18 protein-coding genes are annotated in these 16,947 nt (G+C 60.1%); 6 read left to right on the top strand and 12 right to left on the bottom strand.

What is annotated here, in order from left to right; all coding sequences use genetic code 11:
- The 3 genes from ilvC to ACIQY3_RS28420 all read right to left on the bottom strand — a co-directional run.
- Positions 1-751: ketol-acid reductoisomerase (gene ilvC, locus ACIQY3_RS28430; protein ID WP_403026433.1), on the bottom strand; the 751-nt coding region annotated here is incomplete at its 3' end.
- A 48-nt stretch (positions 752-799) separates the two neighbouring features.
- Entirely contained in the window at positions 800-1,291 is a 492-nt protein-coding gene (gene ilvN, locus ACIQY3_RS28425) for an acetolactate synthase small subunit (protein WP_003176102.1), read from the bottom strand.
- A 2-nt stretch (positions 1,292-1,293) separates the two neighbouring features.
- A complete protein-coding gene (locus ACIQY3_RS28420; protein WP_054055337.1) occupies positions 1,294-3,018 on the bottom strand; it encodes an acetolactate synthase 3 large subunit in 1,725 nt (574 codons plus the stop codon).
- Between the two features lie 401 nt (positions 3,019-3,419).
- Between ACIQY3_RS28420 and ACIQY3_RS28415 the strand changes: the two genes are divergently transcribed.
- The gene (locus ACIQY3_RS28415) at positions 3,420-3,842 is read left to right on the top strand and encodes a DUF4124 domain-containing protein (protein ID WP_403026428.1); all 423 of its coding nucleotides are present in this window, start codon (positions 3,420-3,422) and stop codon (positions 3,840-3,842) included.
- 27 nt (positions 3,843-3,869) lie between these two features.
- Here the strand turns inward: ACIQY3_RS28415 and ACIQY3_RS28410 are convergent, their stop codons facing one another.
- Genes ACIQY3_RS28410 through mrcB form a run of 3 tightly spaced genes read right to left on the bottom strand, consistent with a single transcriptional unit; the run spans position 3,870 to position 7,283 of the window.
- Complete coding sequence (locus ACIQY3_RS28410) at positions 3,870-4,205, bottom strand: YqcC family protein (RefSeq protein WP_403026425.1); 336 nt, start codon at positions 4,203-4,205, stop codon at positions 3,870-3,872.
- Positions 4,205-4,942: a tetratricopeptide repeat protein gene (locus ACIQY3_RS28405; protein WP_403026423.1), complete on the bottom strand. Its 738-nt coding sequence runs from the start codon at positions 4,940-4,942 to the stop codon at positions 4,205-4,207. The genes ACIQY3_RS28410 and ACIQY3_RS28405 overlap by 1 nt, the downstream gene beginning before the upstream one ends.
- A 16-nt stretch (positions 4,943-4,958) precedes the next feature.
- A complete protein-coding gene (gene mrcB, locus ACIQY3_RS28400) occupies positions 4,959-7,283 on the bottom strand; it encodes a penicillin-binding protein 1B (protein WP_403026420.1) in 2,325 nt (774 codons plus the stop codon).
- Positions 7,284-7,400: 117 nt separating this feature from the next.
- Here mrcB and ACIQY3_RS28395 point away from each other — a divergent pair, with 117 nt between their 5' ends.
- From ACIQY3_RS28395 to ACIQY3_RS28380, 4 genes are all read left to right on the top strand, one after another.
- Positions 7,401-8,957: an AAA family ATPase gene (locus ACIQY3_RS28395; RefSeq protein ID WP_403026417.1), complete on the top strand. Its 1,557-nt coding sequence runs from the start codon at positions 7,401-7,403 to the stop codon at positions 8,955-8,957.
- A 91-nt stretch (positions 8,958-9,048) separates the two neighbouring features.
- Entirely contained in the window at positions 9,049-9,393 is a 345-nt protein-coding gene (locus ACIQY3_RS28390) for a pentapeptide repeat-containing protein (protein WP_213940712.1), read from the top strand.
- Between the two features lie 285 nt (positions 9,394-9,678).
- Positions 9,679-9,951: a TfoX/Sxy family protein gene (locus ACIQY3_RS28385; RefSeq protein WP_007971093.1), complete on the top strand. Its 273-nt coding sequence runs from the start codon at positions 9,679-9,681 to the stop codon at positions 9,949-9,951.
- A 15-nt stretch (positions 9,952-9,966) separates the two neighbouring features.
- Positions 9,967-10,767 carry a Crp/Fnr family transcriptional regulator gene (locus ACIQY3_RS28380; protein ID WP_403026413.1) on the top strand — a complete coding sequence of 267 codons (801 nt, stop codon included), beginning with the start codon at positions 9,967-9,969 and terminating at the stop codon, positions 10,765-10,767.
- A 226-nt stretch (positions 10,768-10,993) separates the two neighbouring features.
- Here the strand turns inward: ACIQY3_RS28380 and ACIQY3_RS28375 are convergent, their stop codons facing one another.
- From ACIQY3_RS28375 to ACIQY3_RS28360, 4 genes are read right to left on the bottom strand one after another with little or no spacing between them, the layout of a single operon-like run.
- Positions 10,994-11,845 carry a ChaN family lipoprotein gene (locus ACIQY3_RS28375; protein WP_403026410.1) on the bottom strand — a complete coding sequence of 284 codons (852 nt, stop codon included), beginning with the start codon at positions 11,843-11,845 and terminating at the stop codon, positions 10,994-10,996.
- 21 nt (positions 11,846-11,866) lie between these two features.
- The gene (locus ACIQY3_RS28370) at positions 11,867-12,634 is read right to left on the bottom strand and encodes a heme ABC transporter ATP-binding protein (protein WP_403026408.1); all 768 of its coding nucleotides are present in this window, start codon (positions 12,632-12,634) and stop codon (positions 11,867-11,869) included.
- Positions 12,634-13,617 carry an iron ABC transporter permease gene (locus ACIQY3_RS28365; protein WP_185076492.1) on the bottom strand — a complete coding sequence of 328 codons (984 nt, stop codon included), beginning with the start codon at positions 13,615-13,617 and terminating at the stop codon, positions 12,634-12,636. The genes ACIQY3_RS28370 and ACIQY3_RS28365 overlap by 1 nt, the downstream gene beginning before the upstream one ends.
- Positions 13,618-13,667: 50 nt before the next feature.
- Positions 13,668-14,540 carry a hemin ABC transporter substrate-binding protein gene (locus ACIQY3_RS28360; protein WP_403026406.1) on the bottom strand — a complete coding sequence of 291 codons (873 nt, stop codon included), beginning with the start codon at positions 14,538-14,540 and terminating at the stop codon, positions 13,668-13,670.
- 162 nt (positions 14,541-14,702) lie between these two features.
- Between ACIQY3_RS28360 and ACIQY3_RS28355 the strand changes: the two genes are divergently transcribed.
- Positions 14,703-15,020 carry a Rieske (2Fe-2S) protein gene (locus ACIQY3_RS28355; RefSeq protein ID WP_403026403.1) on the top strand — a complete coding sequence of 106 codons (318 nt, stop codon included), beginning with the start codon at positions 14,703-14,705 and terminating at the stop codon, positions 15,018-15,020.
- On the opposite strand, the gene sfsA is transcribed toward ACIQY3_RS28355, so the two are convergent.
- Positions 15,017-15,730: a DNA/RNA nuclease SfsA gene (gene sfsA / locus ACIQY3_RS28350; RefSeq protein WP_403026400.1), complete on the bottom strand. Its 714-nt coding sequence runs from the start codon at positions 15,728-15,730 to the stop codon at positions 15,017-15,019. The genes ACIQY3_RS28355 and sfsA overlap by 4 nt on opposite strands.
- Positions 15,730-16,902, bottom strand: a complete 1,173-nt coding sequence (locus ACIQY3_RS28345) for a pyridoxal phosphate-dependent aminotransferase (protein ID WP_403026398.1) — start codon at positions 16,900-16,902, stop codon at positions 15,730-15,732. The genes sfsA and ACIQY3_RS28345 overlap by 1 nt, the downstream gene beginning before the upstream one ends.
- Positions 16,903-16,947: the final 45 nt, after the last annotated feature.

Below are 16,947 nucleotides of genomic sequence, written 5' to 3'. Positions count from 1 at the left end.
AGATCGAGTAGTTCATGTGGGCGATACCGCCTTCGTACCTGAGGTCAACGATCAGCTTCAGTTCGTGCAGGCATTCGAAGTAGGCCATTTCCGGCGCGTAGCCAGCTTCAACCAGGGTTTCGAAACCGGCTTTTACCAGCTCAACGGTACCGCCGCACAGAACGGCTTGTTCGCCGAACAGGTCGGTTTCGGTCTCGTCCTTGAAGGTGGTTTCGATGATGCCGGTACGACCGCCACCAACGCCAGCGGCGTAGGACAGTGCAACGTTTTTGGCGTTGCCCGAAGCGTCCTGGTAGATCGCGATCAGGTCAGGGATACCGCCGCCTTTGACGAACTCGGAGCGCACGGTGTGGCCCGGTGCTTTCGGCGCGATCATGATCACGTCGAGGTCAGCGCGCGGAACAACCTGGTTGTAGTGGATCGCGAAGCCGTGGGAGAAGGCCAGGGTGGCGCCTTTCTTGATGTTCGGCTCGATTTCGTTTTTGTACAGGGCCGACTGGAACTCGTCCGGGGTCAGGATCATGACCAGGTCAGCAGCTGCAACAGCAGAAGCAACGTCGGTTACTTTCAGGCCGTGAGCTTCAGCCTTGGCAACAGTGGCCGAACCTTTACGCAGACCAACAGTAACGTCAACGCCGGAATCTTTCAGGTTGCACGCTTGAGCGTGGCCCTGGGAACCGTAACCGATGATGGCAACTTTCTTGCCCTGGATGATCGACAGGTCGCAGTCTTTTTCGTAATAAACTTTCATGAAATTCCCCTATATATCCAGGCCGTTCAGGCCATTCGCTAATTTGGTTTAGATGCTGAGTACTTTGTCGCCGCGAGCAATACCGGTTACGCCGCTACGGACGGTTTCCAGGATCGACGCGGTGCCGATGGACTGAATGAAGCTGTCGAGCTTGTCGCTGGTACCGGTCAATTGAACGGTATACACGCTGGCGCTGACATCGACGATCTGCCCACGGTAAATATCGGTAGTGCGCTTGATCTCGGCGCGCTGGGCGCCAGTGGCCTTGACCTTGACCAGCATCAGCTCGCGCTCGATGTGAGCACTCTCCGACAGGTCGACCAATTTGACCACTTCGATCAACTTGTTCAGGTTTTTGGTGATCTGCTCGATCACTTCATCGTGGCCAACGGTGGTCAACGTCAGGCGCGACAGGGTCGGGTCTTCGGTCGGTGCCACGGTCAGGCTTTCGATGTTGTAGTTGCGCTGCGAGAACAGGCCGACTACACGAGACAGAGCGCCGGGTTCGTTTTCCAGAAGCAAGGAAATAATGTGCCGCATGATTAAGTACGCTCCGTCTTGCTCAGCCACATATCGCGCATGGAACCGTCTTTGATCTGCATCGGGTAGACGTGCTCGCTGGTGTCGACCGAAACATCGATGATCACCAGGCGATCCTTCATGGCGAACGCTTCTTCCATCTTCGACTTCAAATCTTTCGATTCGGTGATGCGCACGCCGACGTGACCATAGGCCTCGGCCAGCTTGACGAAGTCAGGCAACGATTCCATGTAGGAGTGTGAGTGACGGCTGCCGTAGCTCATGTCCTGCCACTGGCGAACCATACCCAGAACACCGTTGTTCAGGATGACGATTTTGACCGGCAAGCCATATTGCAGACAGGTGGACAGTTCCTGGATGTTCATCTGGATGCTGCCCTCGCCCGTCACGCAGACGACGTCGGCATCCGGGAAGCTCAACTTGATGCCCATGGCCGCCGGGAAACCGAAGCCCATGGTGCCCAGGCCGCCGGAGTTGATCCAGCGGTTCGGCTTGTTGAACTTGTAGTACTGCGCCGCGAACATCTGGTGCTGACCCACATCCGAAGCGACATACGCATCGCCCTTGGTCACTTCGCACAGGGTTTCGACCACGGTCTGCGGCTTGATAACGCTGCCGTCGCCCTTGTCGTAAGGGAACAGGCCGCGATCACCGCGCCACTCATCAACCTGCTTCCACCAACTGGCCACGGACTCTTTGTTCGGGGTCTCGCCGATTTCCTTGAGGATCGCGACCATTTCGGTCAGGACACTTTCCACCGGACCAACGATAGGCACGTCGGCCTTGATGGTCTTGGAGATCGAAGCCGGGTCGATGTCGATGTGAATGATCTTGGCGTTCGGGCAGAACTTCGCCGGGCCGTTGATCACACGGTCATCGAAACGCGCACCAACTGCCAGGATCACGTCGGCATGGTGCATCGCCAGGTTGGCGGTGTAGCTGCCATGCATGCCGAGCATGCCGATGAACTGACGGTCGGTGCCAGGGTAGGCACCCAGGCCCATCAGGGTATTGGTCACTGGCAGGTTGAGCATCTTCGCCAATTCGGTCAGCGGCGCCGAGCCACCACCGAGGATCACGCCACCACCTGCGTACATCACCGGACGCTTGGCCGCCAGGAGCATTTCGGCTGCCTTGCGGATTTGCCCGGAGTGACCGCGAACGGCCGGGCTGTAGGAACGCAGCTTGGCTTTCTTCGGGAAGATGTATTCGAACTTCTCGGCCGGGTTGGTCATGTCTTTCGGAATATCGACAACGACCGGACCAGGACGACCGGATTGCGCCAGGTAGAACGCTTTCTTCATGACTTCCGGGATTTCCGAAGCGTGCTTGATCATGAAGCTGTGCTTCACGATCGGCCGGGAGATACCGATCATGTCGGTTTCCTGGAACGCGTCGGTGCCTACCATGGTGCTAGGCACTTGGCCGGAAATGACCACCATTGGAATGGAGTCCATATAGGCGGTGGCGATACCGGTGATGGCATTGGTTGCGCCAGGACCGGAAGTCACCAGTACCACGCCGGCTTTACCGGTGGCACGGGCATAGCCGTCAGCCATATGGGTAGCCGCTTGTTCGTGACGAACCAGGATGTGGGTCACTTCCGGTTCTTTGAACAGGGCATCGTAGACATGAAGAAGAGCACCACCCGGGTACCCGTAGATATATTTGACGCCTTCGTCACGCAAAAAGCGGACGAGCATCTCACCGCCAGATAAAAGCTCCACGTTGTTCACCTCTAAAACGCCAGAATACCGTCCACTCACAAGAGGACGGGTCTTAATAGGTTTACTTCTCGGCAGAGCATGAGCGACGGTGGTCGCCGACTACGTCAGCACTGACTGAGCAAGTATTGGGATCGTCCCAAGTGTTGCGGGGCTTTCCCACCCAGCGCGAGGTAACGCGTTGCGGGTGTTACAGGTCGGCGCGGGTATGCGCCTCATGATCTGCCGAGCGGGTCTGCTTCTGGCAGTCCCTCTACAGCGGACTTTGGATTCTTCTGTTTCGTCCTCTGCAAGTCAAGTCGTCTATGTGCTTTATTGTGAGTAAGCACATGAGAACGCAAGAAAAAACCCGTAAACCGCGAGTGTGTTAGCTTCAATTGCGCAACTTATGACAAGGAAATGGCATGCGTACGCTCTTCTTCACCGCCAGTCTGCTGATCACCTTGAGCCCTTGGTGCATGGCTGGCCAGATCTACAAGTGGGTGGATGCCCAAGGCGTGACCCACTTCGATGCCCAGCCGCCGCAAGGTCAGCAAACCACCACAGTGGTCACGCCCGCCTCACCCGCCGGCAAACCACCTGCGCCCGAGCGCAGCAATGTGCTCGGCGATCAGCAAGCCATCGATAAGACTGTGAAAAAGCAGGTGGCCGAGCAGCAAGCCCAGCTCAAGGTGTTCTGCGAGCAGGCGCGGACGAACCTCGCTCAACTGCAGAACAATCCGCGACTACGGGAAGAGATTGACGGGGAGATGCGCCGCCTGACCGACCAGACACGTCAGGAGCGCATCACCGAAGCACAGAAACAGATTGCCGATAACTGCCAATAAAAACCTGTAGGGCTCCTGCGCAGCGCTTTAGCGAGAGGCCGTGATCAGCAGGTCGAATTCTTTAAGCAGAACCTGAAGCTGTCGATCCTTGCCCTGAACGTTGCGGGCGGCGAAGACCATCTCGGCCATCTCCTGAATGCCCGACGCATTGGGCAACGGCAGATCCTGCTCGAGGATCGCCTTCATGCGCGGCAGGAAGATCCATTGCAGCCATTGCTCGAAGTCCAGGGTGTCGACCGAAAACGGCTCGACACTGGACAGCGCTTCAGTACTCGGCGCGACTTCATCCCACCAGCCCTGAATCCGCAACTCACGTTCGATCAGCAGCAACTGCTCGGCAATCTTTGGGAAACGTGCATCCATCACAGCGAAACCTTGGCCTTCTGACGAGCCTGCGCAGCGCCAGCGGAATCGCCCTGTTTCTCACGCGCCTGAGCGATCAATTCCCACAGGCTGGCTTGAAGATCTGGACGGCCATTGGCGAACGTCAGACCACGACGGGCAAACTGCTCGGCTTGCGGTGCATCGCCTTGAGCCATGCGTACTTGCGCCAGGCGATAAAGCACTTGCGGCTCACGCGGAGCAACACGCTGGGCACGTTCCAGGCTGGAGGACGCGCCGTTGAGGTCGCCACCGGCCTGTTGCTGTTGAGCGGTGGTCAACAACGCCAACACTGGGCCATCGAGTTGTTCATCGGCAGACAAACCGCCACCGGTACTGGCCGACGGAATCCCGCTCGGCGTCGATGGCATGCTGTAGCTGCCTTGATTGATCGGCGCGGACTGAACCGGCGACGTATCAATCGGACCCGGCGTAATCGGGCCAGGAGTGATCGGCGAAGTGCTGATCGGCGCCGAAGTCACGGCGCCACCACCCGGCACCATCACCACCACACCGGTATCGCCTTGCGGGATCGCCTGTGTCTGGGCTTGTGCAGGACGTTTCACGGTTGTCTGACGGAAACCGCCATTCGCCGAAATCCGTTCACTGTTCGACACCGCACTGCCGGAATCCACAACCGGGATCGAACCGCGCTGTACGCTGGAGCAACCGCTGAGCAAAGCCACGGCGGTAACCGCTGGAATCAACCACTTGTTCACTTGAAACCCTCTTCGCTTAATTCATCCAGCCCTTGACCCAATCCATCACCGTTTCGCCGGAAGCAGGGGTTTCCCCACCGCAAGCGGCGCCGGGAGGCGGTTCGCTGCCGCGAATATACGGCATCTGCACCGCACCTGGGCAGTTGGCATCAGAGCCCTGCCCGGTGCGCGAATCAACCCACGCCTGAACAATGTTATCCGGCTGCGGCATGTCCAGCGGCAGCGGATCGGCCTTGCGCATGAAACTGGTCCAGACCTGCAACGCACCGGTGGCGCCGGTGAACGGTGTCTTGCCGTTATCGTCGCGCCCCAGCCAGACCACTGCCAGCAGATCCTGGCTGAAACCGGCGAACCAGCTGTCACGGGAATCGTTACTGGTACCGGTCTTGCCCGCCAGCGTCAGGGTCTTGGGCAGCACGTTATAAACCGAACTGCCGGTGCCTTCACGCATCACCCGTTGCATGGCGCTCTGGATCAGGAAAATCGACGCCGGATCGAACCGTTGCTGGATCTGGAACGGATAACGCTTGAGCGGTTCGCCCTCGGCAGTCAGCACGCTACGGATCCCGCGCATCGGCGTATTGAAACCGCCGTTCGCGAGAGTCTGGTACATGGTCGCCACTTCCATCGGCGTCAAGCCACCCGCGCCCAACAGCATTGATGGGAACGCCGGGAATTCGCGAGTCACGCCCAGACGTGCCAGAGTCTTGAGGACATTCGGCACACCCAGTTCAAGACCGAGACGCGCAGTCGACAGGTTGTAGGAATGCGCCAACCCCTGATACAGGAACACCGTGCCATGGGAGCGGCGATCGTAGTTCTGCGGTTTCCAGACCTGACCGTCCGCGCCCTTCACCGAGAAGGCTTCGTCCGACAGCCAACTGGTCAGGCTGTACTGGCTTGGTTTCTCAAGGGCGGTCAGGTACACCGCCGGCTTGATCAGCGAGCCGATCGGTCGCACCGCATCCAGTGCGCGGTTGAAACCGGCAAAACTCGCCTGACGGCTGCCAATCATGGCCTGGACTTCGCCGGTTTCCGGGTTGGTCACGACCATGGCCGCTTCGACGTCATCCGAACCTTTGCGCCCGGCCAGTCGTTTAAAGGTGTCATTGACCGAGGCTTCGGCTTTCATCTGCAGGATCGGGTCGAAACTGGTGAAAATCCGCAGGCCTTCTTCGGTCAAGTCTTCGTCGCGATAGTCTTCGCGCAGTTGACGTTTGACCAAGTCAATAAAGCCCGGGAACGAGATGTCGGCCAGTTTGCCGCGAGTGGTCACGCCTAGTGGCATGGCCTTCGCCGCAGCGACCTGTTCGGCCGTCGCAACGCCCTGTTGCTCGAGCACATCGAGCACCAGATTGCGGCGTTCCAGCGCCCGCTCAGGATTGCGACGCGGGTTGTAATAGGAAGGGCCCTTGACCATCCCCACCAGCAAAGCGACTTGATGCAGTTTCAGTTCGGACAATGGCTGGCCGAAGAAGAACTGACTGGCCAAGCCGAACCCGTGCACCGCGCGCTGGCCATCCTGACCGACGAACACTTCATTGAGGTACGCCTCAAGAATCTCGCGTTTGTCGTAATGCAGCTCAAGCAGCATCGCCATCATGGCTTCGGTGAGTTTGCGGGTCAGGCTGCGTTCGCTGGTCAGGTAAAAGTTCTTGACCAACTGTTGCGTCAGCGTACTGCCGCCCTGGGTCATCTTGCCGCCCGAGGTGTTGACGTAGACGGCACGGGCAATCGACTTCGGCGATACGCCCCAGTGGTGATAGAAATCCCGGTCTTCCACGGCGACCAGGGTTTCCAGCAGATACGGCGGGACCTGATCGATCTTGATCAGGATCCGGTCTTCAAGGTTTTTCGGGTAAATGCCGCCGATCAACAACGGCTCCAGCCGCACCACGGACAGTTTCGAACCGTTGGTCGCCGAAAGTTCGGCCACATAGTCGCCGGAGAAGCGCACGCGCACGGGCTGGGCTTTTTCCAGGCCTTCATAGAACTGGAAGCCACGGGTATTCAGGTCGACGGTGTTGCCGCTGACCGCCGCAGCGCCGGGGCCGTTGCTCACGGCTTCGCGTCGGTAGCCCAGGGCGTCGAGCTCGGTGAGGAAGTCATCCTTGCTCAGCTTCTGGCCGGTGAACAGCTCCAGCGGGCGTGCATACACCTTGGCCGGAATGGTCCAGCGCTTGCCAGAGAACTTCTCCTGGACGATAGCGTCGAGGTAAACCGCGAACCCGGCGAGCACGACGAGGCCGACCAGGCTGAGTTTAATGGCCCAGCTCAGCCAGGGGCTAAGGCCCTTGGACGGTGGTTTTTTTTTGCTGCGAGGGGATCGAGTACGAGTCATGGCGGCGGATTATACGCACTTTATTCATACTCAACAGGAGCCCGCCGAGGTTTGCGTCAGGCGGACTTGCGGCCATAATGGCGACCTTGAATTTTCCCCGACTCTGAAGGATCGCCCGTGAGCCAGTCCCTGATCGCCGCCCTGCAAAACCCGGCCCTCTACCCGCATCCCGTTGACGGATTCCAGGTAATCGAGACCCATATCTCCTGGGTCATCCTCACGGGTCCCTTTGCTTATAAAGTGAAGAAGCCAATGAATTTCGGCTTCCTCGACTTCACCAGTCTCGACGATCGTGAACATTTCTGCGCTGAAGAGCTGCGCTTGAACCAGCGCCTGACCAACGATTTGTATCTTGAAGTGTTGCCGATCACCGGCAGTGCCGAAGCCCCACAACTGGGCGGCGAGGGTCCGGCCATCGAGTTCGCGCTGAAAATGCGTCAGTTCCCGCAAAGCCAGTTGCTCAGCACGCTGCAAGCCAACGGTGAGTTGACCACCGCGCATATCGACGAAATGGCCGAGCAAATCGCGCAGTTCCACCTCACCGCGCCGAAAGTGCCTGCCGAACACGATGCCGGCACCCCGGACAGCGTCATGGCGCCAGTGCGCCAGAACTTCGAGCAGATTCGCCCGTTCCTCAGCGACAAGGCCGATCTGCTGCAACTGGAGGCCCTGCAAGCCTGGGCCGAAAGCAGCTTCGAACGCCTCAAGCCACTGTTTGCACAACGCAAGGCTGACGGTTTCACCCGCGAATGCCACGGTGACATTCACCTCGGCAACGCCACCGTGATCGACGGCAAGGTCGTGATCTTCGACTGCATCGAATTCAACGAACCGTTCCGCTTCACCGACGTCTACGCCGACACCGGTTTCCTGGCGATGGACCTGGAAGACCGCGGCCTGAAAAGCATGGCTCGCCGTTTCATCAGCCATTACCTGGAGCTGACCGGCGATTACCAGGGCCTTGAGGTGCTGAACTTCTATAAAGCCTACCGCGCCCTGGTCCGCGCCAAGGTTGCCCTGTTCAGCATGCCGGCCGAGGCCGATCCTGTGCAGCGCGCCACCACCCTGCGCCAATACCGCAACTATGCGAACCTGGCCGAAAGCTACAGCACCATCCCTTCGCGTTTCCTGGCCATTACCCACGGCGTCTCCGCTGTCGGCAAGAGCCGCGTGGCGATGCGCCTGGTGGAAGCCCTGGGCGCGATTCGCCTGCGCTCAGATGTTGAACGCAAGCGTCTGTTCGGCGAGCAAACCGTGCCGAACGATCCACAGGCCGGCATCTACAGTGCCGATGCCAGCGCCGCGACCTACACCCGCCTGCATGAAATCGCCGGCGTGATCCTGCGGGCCGGTTTCCCGGTCGTGATCGATGCCACCTACCTCAAGCGCGACCAGCGTGACGGCGCGGCAAAAATTGCCGAAGCCACCGGTGCACCGTTCCTGATCCTGGACTGCAACGCACCGCAAGCCGTGATCGAGAGCTGGCTGGCCTTGCGTCAGACAGAGAAAAAAGATCCGTCCGACGCCAATCTCGCCGTTATCGCCGCCCAGCAAGCCAGCCGTGAAGCGCTGACGCCGGCCGAGATTCTCTGCAGCAAACGCGTTCAGACCAATGAAAGCGGGACTCTCGACACTGTTGTGGCGCAGATTCGCCAACGCATGCCGGGCCTGTAAGAAACTATTTCAGCCGTGGGGCCTTCGTCGGCTTCACGGCTGTCAAATAGTGGCACTATACTGGCGTCATAAAACCAACAGGTGATGTGACATGAGCCAGCCGAAACTTCTCGACACCCCGCTTTATGCCTTGCTGCACAAAGACGACATCACAGGTTTCAACAAGGAACGTCCCAAGGATGGCCCGATCGACATGGTCGGTGGCGACTTCCGTGGTCTCGACCTGCGTGAACTGAATGCCGATGGCGTCGACTTTACCGATGCATATTTCCGTTCCGCCGACTTGCGCGGCATCGACTTCCGCAATGCCTCCCTGGAAGGCGCGAGCCTGGCCCACGCGCAAATCTCCGGCGCCTACTTCCCACCGGAGCTGAGTGCCGACGAGATTCTGATGTCGATGAATTTCGGGACACGCCTGCGTTATCGCACTCGCTAATCCCCTGACACGACGCAATCCCTGTGGGAGCGGGCTTGCTCGCGAAAGCGGTTTAATCTTCAACATTCATTTCGCCTGACACACCGCTTTCGCGAGCAAGCCCGCTCCCACAAGGGTTTGCGCTGCCCTCCTTCCACTGCGTTCGCAGACATTCCTTCGTTGCCAATCACCCGCCTCTTAGAAGCTTTTGCGTCGAAACCGACCAAACAATCACGCTTTTCCTACTGATGGCTACACTCCTCAAAGGCTCGCCCACGCACCGTTCGGCCGTCGCAAGGAGGCTTGATGAATGATGAACTGCAACACCTGAAGAATCTTGGCAAGACGTCTGCACAGTGGCTGCATGCCGTGGGCATCCACAGTGCCTCGGACTTGCGTCGCCTGGGGGCGGTGGACGCTTATCGGGCCGTGCGCACGCGCGGGTTCCGGGCGTCGAAGGTGTTGCTGTACGCGATCGAAGGCGCGCTGATGGATGTGCACTGGAACGACATCCCCGCCGAACGCAAGGAAGCCTTGAACAAACAACTGGAAGCCATCTCTTCACGCCACAAGAATTGAACAGGCGCCATCGCCATGTACCTGCTCGGGGAACAACCGGCTTACGCCGACGCACTGATCAACCGCCTGCAAAACATGCCCGCCCGGTTGCTGGAGGGGTTATCACCCTGCGGGCCGGTCTTGGAGCTGCCTGCCGTTGAAGACCTTGCGACGGTATTGCCCGGCGATCAGCTGTTCTTGCTGGAAAGCGGTTTGCTGCATGGCTGCGTCGATAAGCGCGCCTTGTTCTATCTGCATGAAGGTGACCTGGTCGGCCTGCGCCAGGACGTTGAACTGCCCCATTGCCGCTTGCGCAGCGACGGCCCGTTGTCGTTGACTCCTTACCTGCGCGCCGAAGTGTTCCAGCATATTTATGCCGATCCACAGCGTTCGGAGTTATTCCTGCAATACCTGGGCGGCCAGACGTCCTTGCTGTCCGACGCCATCGCCCGCCTGAAACAACCCGAGTTTCGCAGTGCCCACGGCTTCCAGCGCGTGGCCAGGGGCGAAGTGCTGATTCAGCAAGGCGATGAGGCCGATCACGTGTTCGTCATCATCGAAGGTCACGCCGAGGCGTTTGTCGACGGACACAAAGTCGGCGATGTGCCCAAGGATGAGATTTTCGGCGCCATGGCGGTATTCACCGGCGAGAAGCGCAATGCCAGTGTAGTCACCAGCGAACCCAGCACGGTGATGCTGATCCCCAAGGATCAGTTTCTGAGCCTGACGCAAAGCAATCCGAAGATCGCTCACAGCCTGATCGAAAGCATGGCGCGGCGCATCGGCCTGTTGAACAAGCAGATCACCCAACTGAGCGCCGCTAAAATTTCGGGCTGAAGCCCAATGAATACGGGGCTTCCAGGCGAATTTAAAATTAATCGGAAAACAGCGGTTGACTTGGTAATGAGAATCGCTATGATTATCACAACTGGTCGCGAGACTGGTCGATATTCTGAAAAGCCCTTGGTTCGGACTCTCAGATTATCTCCTCATCAGGCTAATCACGGTTATTTGACCCGACTCTTGTCGGGTCTTTTTTTGCCTGTGGAAAAGTCGCCTGAGCCTACTTGCCCATCTGCTTACGCATCTCCGCGCAGTAATCCTGCGCCGGCGCAGCAGGCGTGTACCAGACGTAATCAGCCATGGCCAGCGTGACCTCACTGCCCTGCTCCGCCAGCATCAAAACGGTTGGCGCTTCAGGCTCGCCAAGATCCAATACATGCAGCGAAACACCGACATCCTTGCGCGCATGGTAGGCGCCGGCCAACAGCATTGACGGCGTCGGCGCCGCAATCAACCGCTGCGCCATACGCCGATCACGTTGCTGTTGCACCGCCAGCATGGCCGGCATTTGCGATTGGGGCAGCAGACCGCAATGGGAGCCGCTGATTTGCTCCAGCAGCTCTTTCTTGACCGACGGGGCATTGGAGCGCGAACCGCTCACTGTCGGAGACTGGGCGTAGAAAGCACGAACTTCGGCATTGTCCAGATTGGCGGCCAGCAGCGGATAAGGCTGAGTCAGGGCAAAACGCACAATCGGCCCGTACAAATCCCAGTCCCACCCCGACTGCCAGGCCAATGCGCCGGGCAAATCAGTTGAGGTTGTAGAGGCATGGCGCACGACATCGACGCGGGGCTGCTGGTCCGGCGTGAGCATTTCCAACAGCAGGCTGCCTTGCGCTCGCCGCTGACCCAGCTCTTGGAGCAACCACAATTGCAGTTGATGGTGATCGCGGTTGTCATGCTGCTCGCCGACAATCAGCCGCTCAGGCTTGGCCAACCGTGCGACCAGTTCTGGCGCCGTCAATGACTGACCGGTGCGCAAGTCGCGAATCTCGCCGGTGATCGGTGGCGGCGCGGAAATGTGCTGACAAGCAGTCAGCAGCAGCACGGCCAGCAGCAAAATCCCACGCATGTTCTCACCTCCATAAACAACTCAGCGGGCGATGATCAGCGGATGCCCACGCTCCGGGTGCAATTGCACCAGCACTTCCAGGCCGAATACCGCTTTGAGCGGTTCCGGACGCAACACTTGCTGCGGCGTATCCAGCGCCACCGGGCGCCCGCCTTCGAGCAGCAACAGGCGATCACAATAGCGCGCGGCCAGGTTCAGATCATGCAGGATCACCATCACCGCCGCACCGCGATCAGCGAATTCGCGTACCGCTTGCAGTGTGGTGTGTTGGTGCAACGGATCGAGCATCGAGGTCGGCTCATCCAGCAGTAGAGTCTGCCCCGCCTCCCCCGGCCAGAGCTGCGCCAATACCCGCGCCAGATGCACACGCTGACGTTCGCCGCCGGACAGCGCCAAATAACTGCGACCGCTCAGATGCCCGGCATCGGCGGCGCCCAATGCGGCGGCGACGATTTCATCATCGCGCACCCGGCCCGTCTGATAGGGCAAGCGGCCCATGCCGACCACTTCCTCGACACGAAAGCCGAAGTCCAGGGTCGACACTTGCGGCAACACTGCCAGCCGTTGCGCACGCTGGACGCCGGTGCAGTGCCGCAACTCCTGCTGATCGAGCCAGACGCGCCCCTCATCGGGATGCAGCTCACCGCACAACGCGCCGAGCAACGTACTCTTGCCGGCGCCGTTTGGCCCCAACACGCCGAGGACTTCACCAGGTTTGAGTTCGAGGTTGATATCCGTCAGCACGGTTTTGCTGCCCCGGCGGATCACCAGGTTTTCCGTGCGCAGCATCAGGCAGGCCTCCTGAGCAGCAAAAACAGGAAGAACGGCGCGCCAATAAATGCCGTGACGATGCCGATCGGCAACTCCGCCGGCGCGAGGGCCAGGCGTGCCACCAGATCGGCGAACAACAACAGACTGGCCCCCGCCAGCACCGAGGCCGGCAACAACACCTTGTGATCCGGTCCGGCCAGCAGCCGCACCAGATGCGGCACCACCAGCCCGACAAAACCGATCATGCCCGCCGCTGCTACAGCCGCGCCAACACCCAGGGCGGTGCAGAACACCAGTTCACGCTTGAGCCCTTCGACATCAATACCCAGGTGTCCGGCCTCGGACTCGCCCAGCAATAACGCATTCAGCGCCTTGGCCCGACGCGGCAACCACAGCGCCACGCCGGCCGTCACCAGCAACAACGGCCAGAGCCGCGAATAACTGGCGCCGTTGAGGCTGCCCAGGTTCCAGAAGGTCAGTGTGCGCAAGGTCGCGTCGTCCGCCAGATAGGTAAACAAACCCACGGCCGAACCGGCCAGCGCCGTCAACGCGATCCCCGCCAGCAACATGGTTGCGACATTGGTCTGCCCGTTACGTCGGCCCAATCGATACACCAGCGCCGTCACCCCGAGCCCGCCGAGAAACGCGCACAACGACAAAAGATAAGGCCCGAAAGCTTCAGGCAAACCGCCGAACGCCGAGCCGCCGACAATCGCAATCGCCGCGCCCAACGCCGCACCACTGGAAACTCCCACCAGTCCCGGATCAGCCAAGGGATTGCGAAACAAACCCTGCATCGCCACGCCGGACAACGCCAGCACACCGCCGACCGCCAGGCCCAATAAGGTGCGCGGCAGGCGAATCTGCCCGAGGATCAGTTCAGCCTGTTCCAGTCCATCCGGCGCAATCGGCACTCCGATCAGCCGCAGCGCTGCACGCAAAGTATCGAGCAGCGGCAGGCTCACGGGGCCAAGGGCCAACGACAACCAGATCGCCAGCAAACACAGCACACTCAAGCCGATAAACAATGCGCGAGGTTTTACCAGCGTGGTCATTGGCCAGCCGCGCCGGGGTAGAAGCCGTCAGACAGCTTTTTCAGCGCTTCGGGCAACCGCGGCCCCAGCCCACCCACCAGCAACGTCGGGTCGAGCTCCATCACTCGCCCAGCCTTCGCCGCTCGCGTCGAGGACAGGATTGGATTCTCTTTGAACAACGCCGCACGCGCCGCATCGCCGGTCAGGGCGCGATCGGCGAACACCAGCACTTCAGGGTTCAGGCTGGCCAGGGATTCATTGGAAAACGGTTTGTAACCGGTGTGCGTCGCCAGATTGTGGCCGCCGGCCTGTTGCAGCAGCCAATCGGCGGCGGTGTCCTTGCCGGCGATCATCGGCTTGCCGCCCATATGACCGAGCAGCAACAGCACGCCCGGCGCTTTCTGCTTGAGCTGCGCCTGGGTGACCCGGATCCTTTGCTGATCCAGTTGCTGTTGATAGGCCTGTAAGGCTTGGGATGCCTGAGTTTCAGCGCCGAGCAACTTGCCCAAATGCTCCAGGTTACTTTGCAGCGACGGCAAATCCGGCTGGGCCGAGAACAATTCAACTTGAACGCCAGCCGTGCGAATCTGCGACAGCACCGGCGGCGGCCCCATTTCTTCGGTGCCGACCAGAATCTGCGGGCGCAGGCTCAAGATGCCTTCCGCCGACAACTGCCGCTGATAACCGATGCTCGGTAACGCCTTGAGGGATTCCGGATGCTGGCTGGTGGTATCGACGCCCACCAGTTTCGATTCGCCGCCCAGCGCGCTCACCCACTCGGACAGCGCGCCACCCGCGCTGACCCAGCGTTGCGGCAGTTCGGCCGCTGTCACCTGATGGCTGACGAGCAGTCCAACACACAAGGCAAGAACGCGGGGACTCAGGCGCATAAACAGCTTCCTTAAAGGGTTTTCCCGGGCATCAGGCAGTCAAGCCAAGTATCCTCGGCAGACCGCACGCGCCCATGGGCGGGCGGCCATTTGATAATTGTTTGCATTTGCGCGTCAAGCCCGGACATATCTCGTCACGCGCAGCGCCACTAGAGGATAGACATGAAGTTTCTATGCCCAGGCCCAGAACTGGCCGACGCCAGCAGCCGCGGTTTCGACATCGACGGCCAGAAGCTCTTCGCCGTGCGCCGGGGCGGTCAGGTTTATGTCTATATCAACCGCTGCCCGCACCGTGGCGTCGGCCTGGAATGGAAGCCCGACCAGTTTCTCGACCCCAGCAACAGCCTGATCCAGTGCGCCACCCACGGCGCACTGTTTCTGATCGAGGACGGCGAATGCGTCGCCGGCCCCTGCGCCGGGCAATCCCTGACTGCAATTCCCAGCCGCGAAGATGAGCAGGGAATCTGGGTCAACCTTTAACCGTTGAGCAACACGTCCAGGCGTCGGTCCACCAGCATCTCTTCGTGACTCAGGCGCACGCCATAGGCCAACACCTCGACCCCGCACGCCACCGCCTCACGCAACGCCGCCGCGTAGGCCGAATCGATTTCTTCTGCGGGACGCACGGCTTCGATGCCTGTCAGATTGACGCAATACAACTGCACCGCACGGATTCCGTCCCGGGCCAAATGCGCCAATTCACGCAAATGCTTGGCCCCGCGCTGGGTCACCGCATCGGGAAATGCCGCCACGGGCGTGCCGTCGAAACCCAACGTGACGCTTTTGACTTCCACGTACGCCGGCCCGCTCGGGTAATCGAGGCGGAAATCGATGCGGCTGCTTTCCTGACCGTAGGCCACTTCCCGCTTCAGTTCGGTAAAACCGTTGAGTTCGGTGATCACACCGGCCCGCAGCGCTTCTTCGATCAAGCCATTGGCCCGTCCGGTGTTCACGCAAAACAAGCGCCCTTGCGGGGTTTCGCCGATTTCCCAGGTGCCGGGCAACTTGCGCTTGGGATCGTTGGAGCGGCTGAACCAGACTTGTCCGCCCTCGACCTGACAATTGAGCATCGAGCCGGTGTTCGGGCAGTGAATGGTCAGCAACTCGCCGCTAACGGTTTCGATATCGGCGAGAAAACGCTTATAGCGACGAATCAAACGACCTTCTTCGAGGGGAGGATGAAAGCGCATCAGCCTTGCCAGCTCTTCAAGCCGCGGGCGATTCGTTCCACCGCTTCCTGCAAGCGCGGCAGGCTTTGGGTGTAGGCAAACCGCACATGATGCCCGGCCTGATAACGCCCGAAGTCCAGGCCCGGGGTGATTGCCACGTGCTCGGTTTCGAGGAAGTGTCGGCAGAACGCGAAGGCATCGCCGCCGAACTGACTGATATCAGCGTACAAATAGAACGCGCCTTCCGGCTCGACGGCGATGCCGAATCCAAGTTCACGCAAGGCCGGCAGCAGGAAATCGCGACGACGACCAAATTCGGCGCGACGCTCTTCCAGAATGCTGATGGTAGCTGGTTCGAAACACGCCAACGCGGCGTGCTGGGCCATGCTCGGGGCACTGATGTAGAGATTCTGCGCGAGTTTTTCCAGCTCACCGACCGCTGCTTCGGGCGCCACTAGCCAACCGAGGCGCCATCCGGTCATGCCGAAATACTTTGAAAAACTATTCAGGACGAAAGCGCTGTCATCGACTTCCAGCACACTGGCCGCGTCGGTGCCGTAGGTCAGGCCGTGGTAGATCTCGTCCACCACGAGATGGCCGTGGCGCTGCTTGATCGCCGCCGATAATCCAGCCAGCTCATCGCGGGTCAGGATGGTGCCGGTCGGGTTGGCCGGCGAAGCCACCAGGGCGCCGACGCTGTCGTGATCCCAATGCCGCGCCACCAGGTCCGGGGTCAGTTGATAACGCACGTCCGGCCCAACCGGCACCAGTTGCGCCGCGCCTTCTACCAGCCGCAGGAAATGCCGGTTGCACGGGTAGCCCGGATCCGCCAACAGCCAGTGTTTGCCCGGATCGACCAGCAAGGCGCTGGCCAGCAGCAACGCACCGGAACCGCCCGGCGTCACCAGAATGCGCTGTGGATCGATATTCAGCCCGTAGCGCTGCTGATAAAAGCCCGAAATCGCCTCGCGCAGTTCGGGAATGCCACGGGCGGCGGTGTAACGGGTCTTGCCCGCGGTCAGCGCGGCCTGGCCGGCCTGGATGATCGGTTCGGCAGTGGTGAAGTCCGGCTCGCCGATTTCCAGGTGGATCACATCGTGGCCGGCGGCTTGCAGTTCATTGGCCCGCGCCAGCAGCGCCATGACATGGAACGGTTCGATCGCACGACTGCGCGCACTGTAGGGCTGAGCCATTAGCCTTCCTTCAACGGGGAAAAGAATCGATTCTACCTATCCGCT

This window comes from Pseudomonas sp. NPDC096950 (assembly GCF_044762525.1).
Classification (GTDB): Bacteria; Pseudomonadota; Gammaproteobacteria; order Pseudomonadales; family Pseudomonadaceae; genus Aquipseudomonas.
This window is presented reverse-complemented; position numbering and strand designations above follow the sequence as displayed.

Excerpts from the sequence above, each read along its gene's own strand:
- sfsA (WP_403026400.1), bottom strand. The coding sequence starts at position 15,730 with ATGCGCTTTCATCCTCCCCTCGAAGAAGGTCGTTTGATTCGTCGCTAT.
- ACIQY3_RS28390 (WP_213940712.1), top strand. The coding sequence starts at position 9,049 with ATGAGCCAGCCGAAACTTCTCGACACCCCGCTTTATGCCTTGCTGCAC.
- ACIQY3_RS28410 (WP_403026425.1), bottom strand. The coding sequence starts at position 4,205 with ATGGATGCACGTTTCCCAAAGATTGCCGAGCAGTTGCTGCTGATCGAA.
- ACIQY3_RS28385 (WP_007971093.1), top strand. The coding sequence starts at position 9,679 with ATGAATGATGAACTGCAACACCTGAAGAATCTTGGCAAGACGTCTGCA.
- ACIQY3_RS28360 (WP_403026406.1), bottom strand. The coding sequence starts at position 14,540 with ATGCGCCTGAGTCCCCGCGTTCTTGCCTTGTGTGTTGGACTGCTCGTC.
- ilvN (WP_003176102.1), bottom strand. The coding sequence starts at position 1,291 with ATGCGGCACATTATTTCCTTGCTTCTGGAAAACGAACCCGGCGCTCTG.
- mrcB (WP_403026420.1), bottom strand. The coding sequence starts at position 7,283 with ATGACTCGTACTCGATCCCCTCGCAGCAAAAAAAAACCACCGTCCAAG.
- ACIQY3_RS28370 (WP_403026408.1), bottom strand. The coding sequence starts at position 12,634 with ATGCTGCGCACGGAAAACCTGGTGATCCGCCGGGGCAGCAAAACCGTG.
- ACIQY3_RS28355 (WP_403026403.1), top strand. The coding sequence starts at position 14,703 with ATGAAGTTTCTATGCCCAGGCCCAGAACTGGCCGACGCCAGCAGCCGC.
- ACIQY3_RS28415 (WP_403026428.1), top strand. The coding sequence starts at position 3,420 with ATGCGTACGCTCTTCTTCACCGCCAGTCTGCTGATCACCTTGAGCCCT.
- ACIQY3_RS28375 (WP_403026410.1), bottom strand. The coding sequence starts at position 11,845 with ATGCGTGGGATTTTGCTGCTGGCCGTGCTGCTGCTGACTGCTTGTCAG.
- ACIQY3_RS28345 (WP_403026398.1), bottom strand. The coding sequence starts at position 16,902 with ATGGCTCAGCCCTACAGTGCGCGCAGTCGTGCGATCGAACCGTTCCAT.
- ACIQY3_RS28380 (WP_403026413.1), top strand. The coding sequence starts at position 9,967 with ATGTACCTGCTCGGGGAACAACCGGCTTACGCCGACGCACTGATCAAC.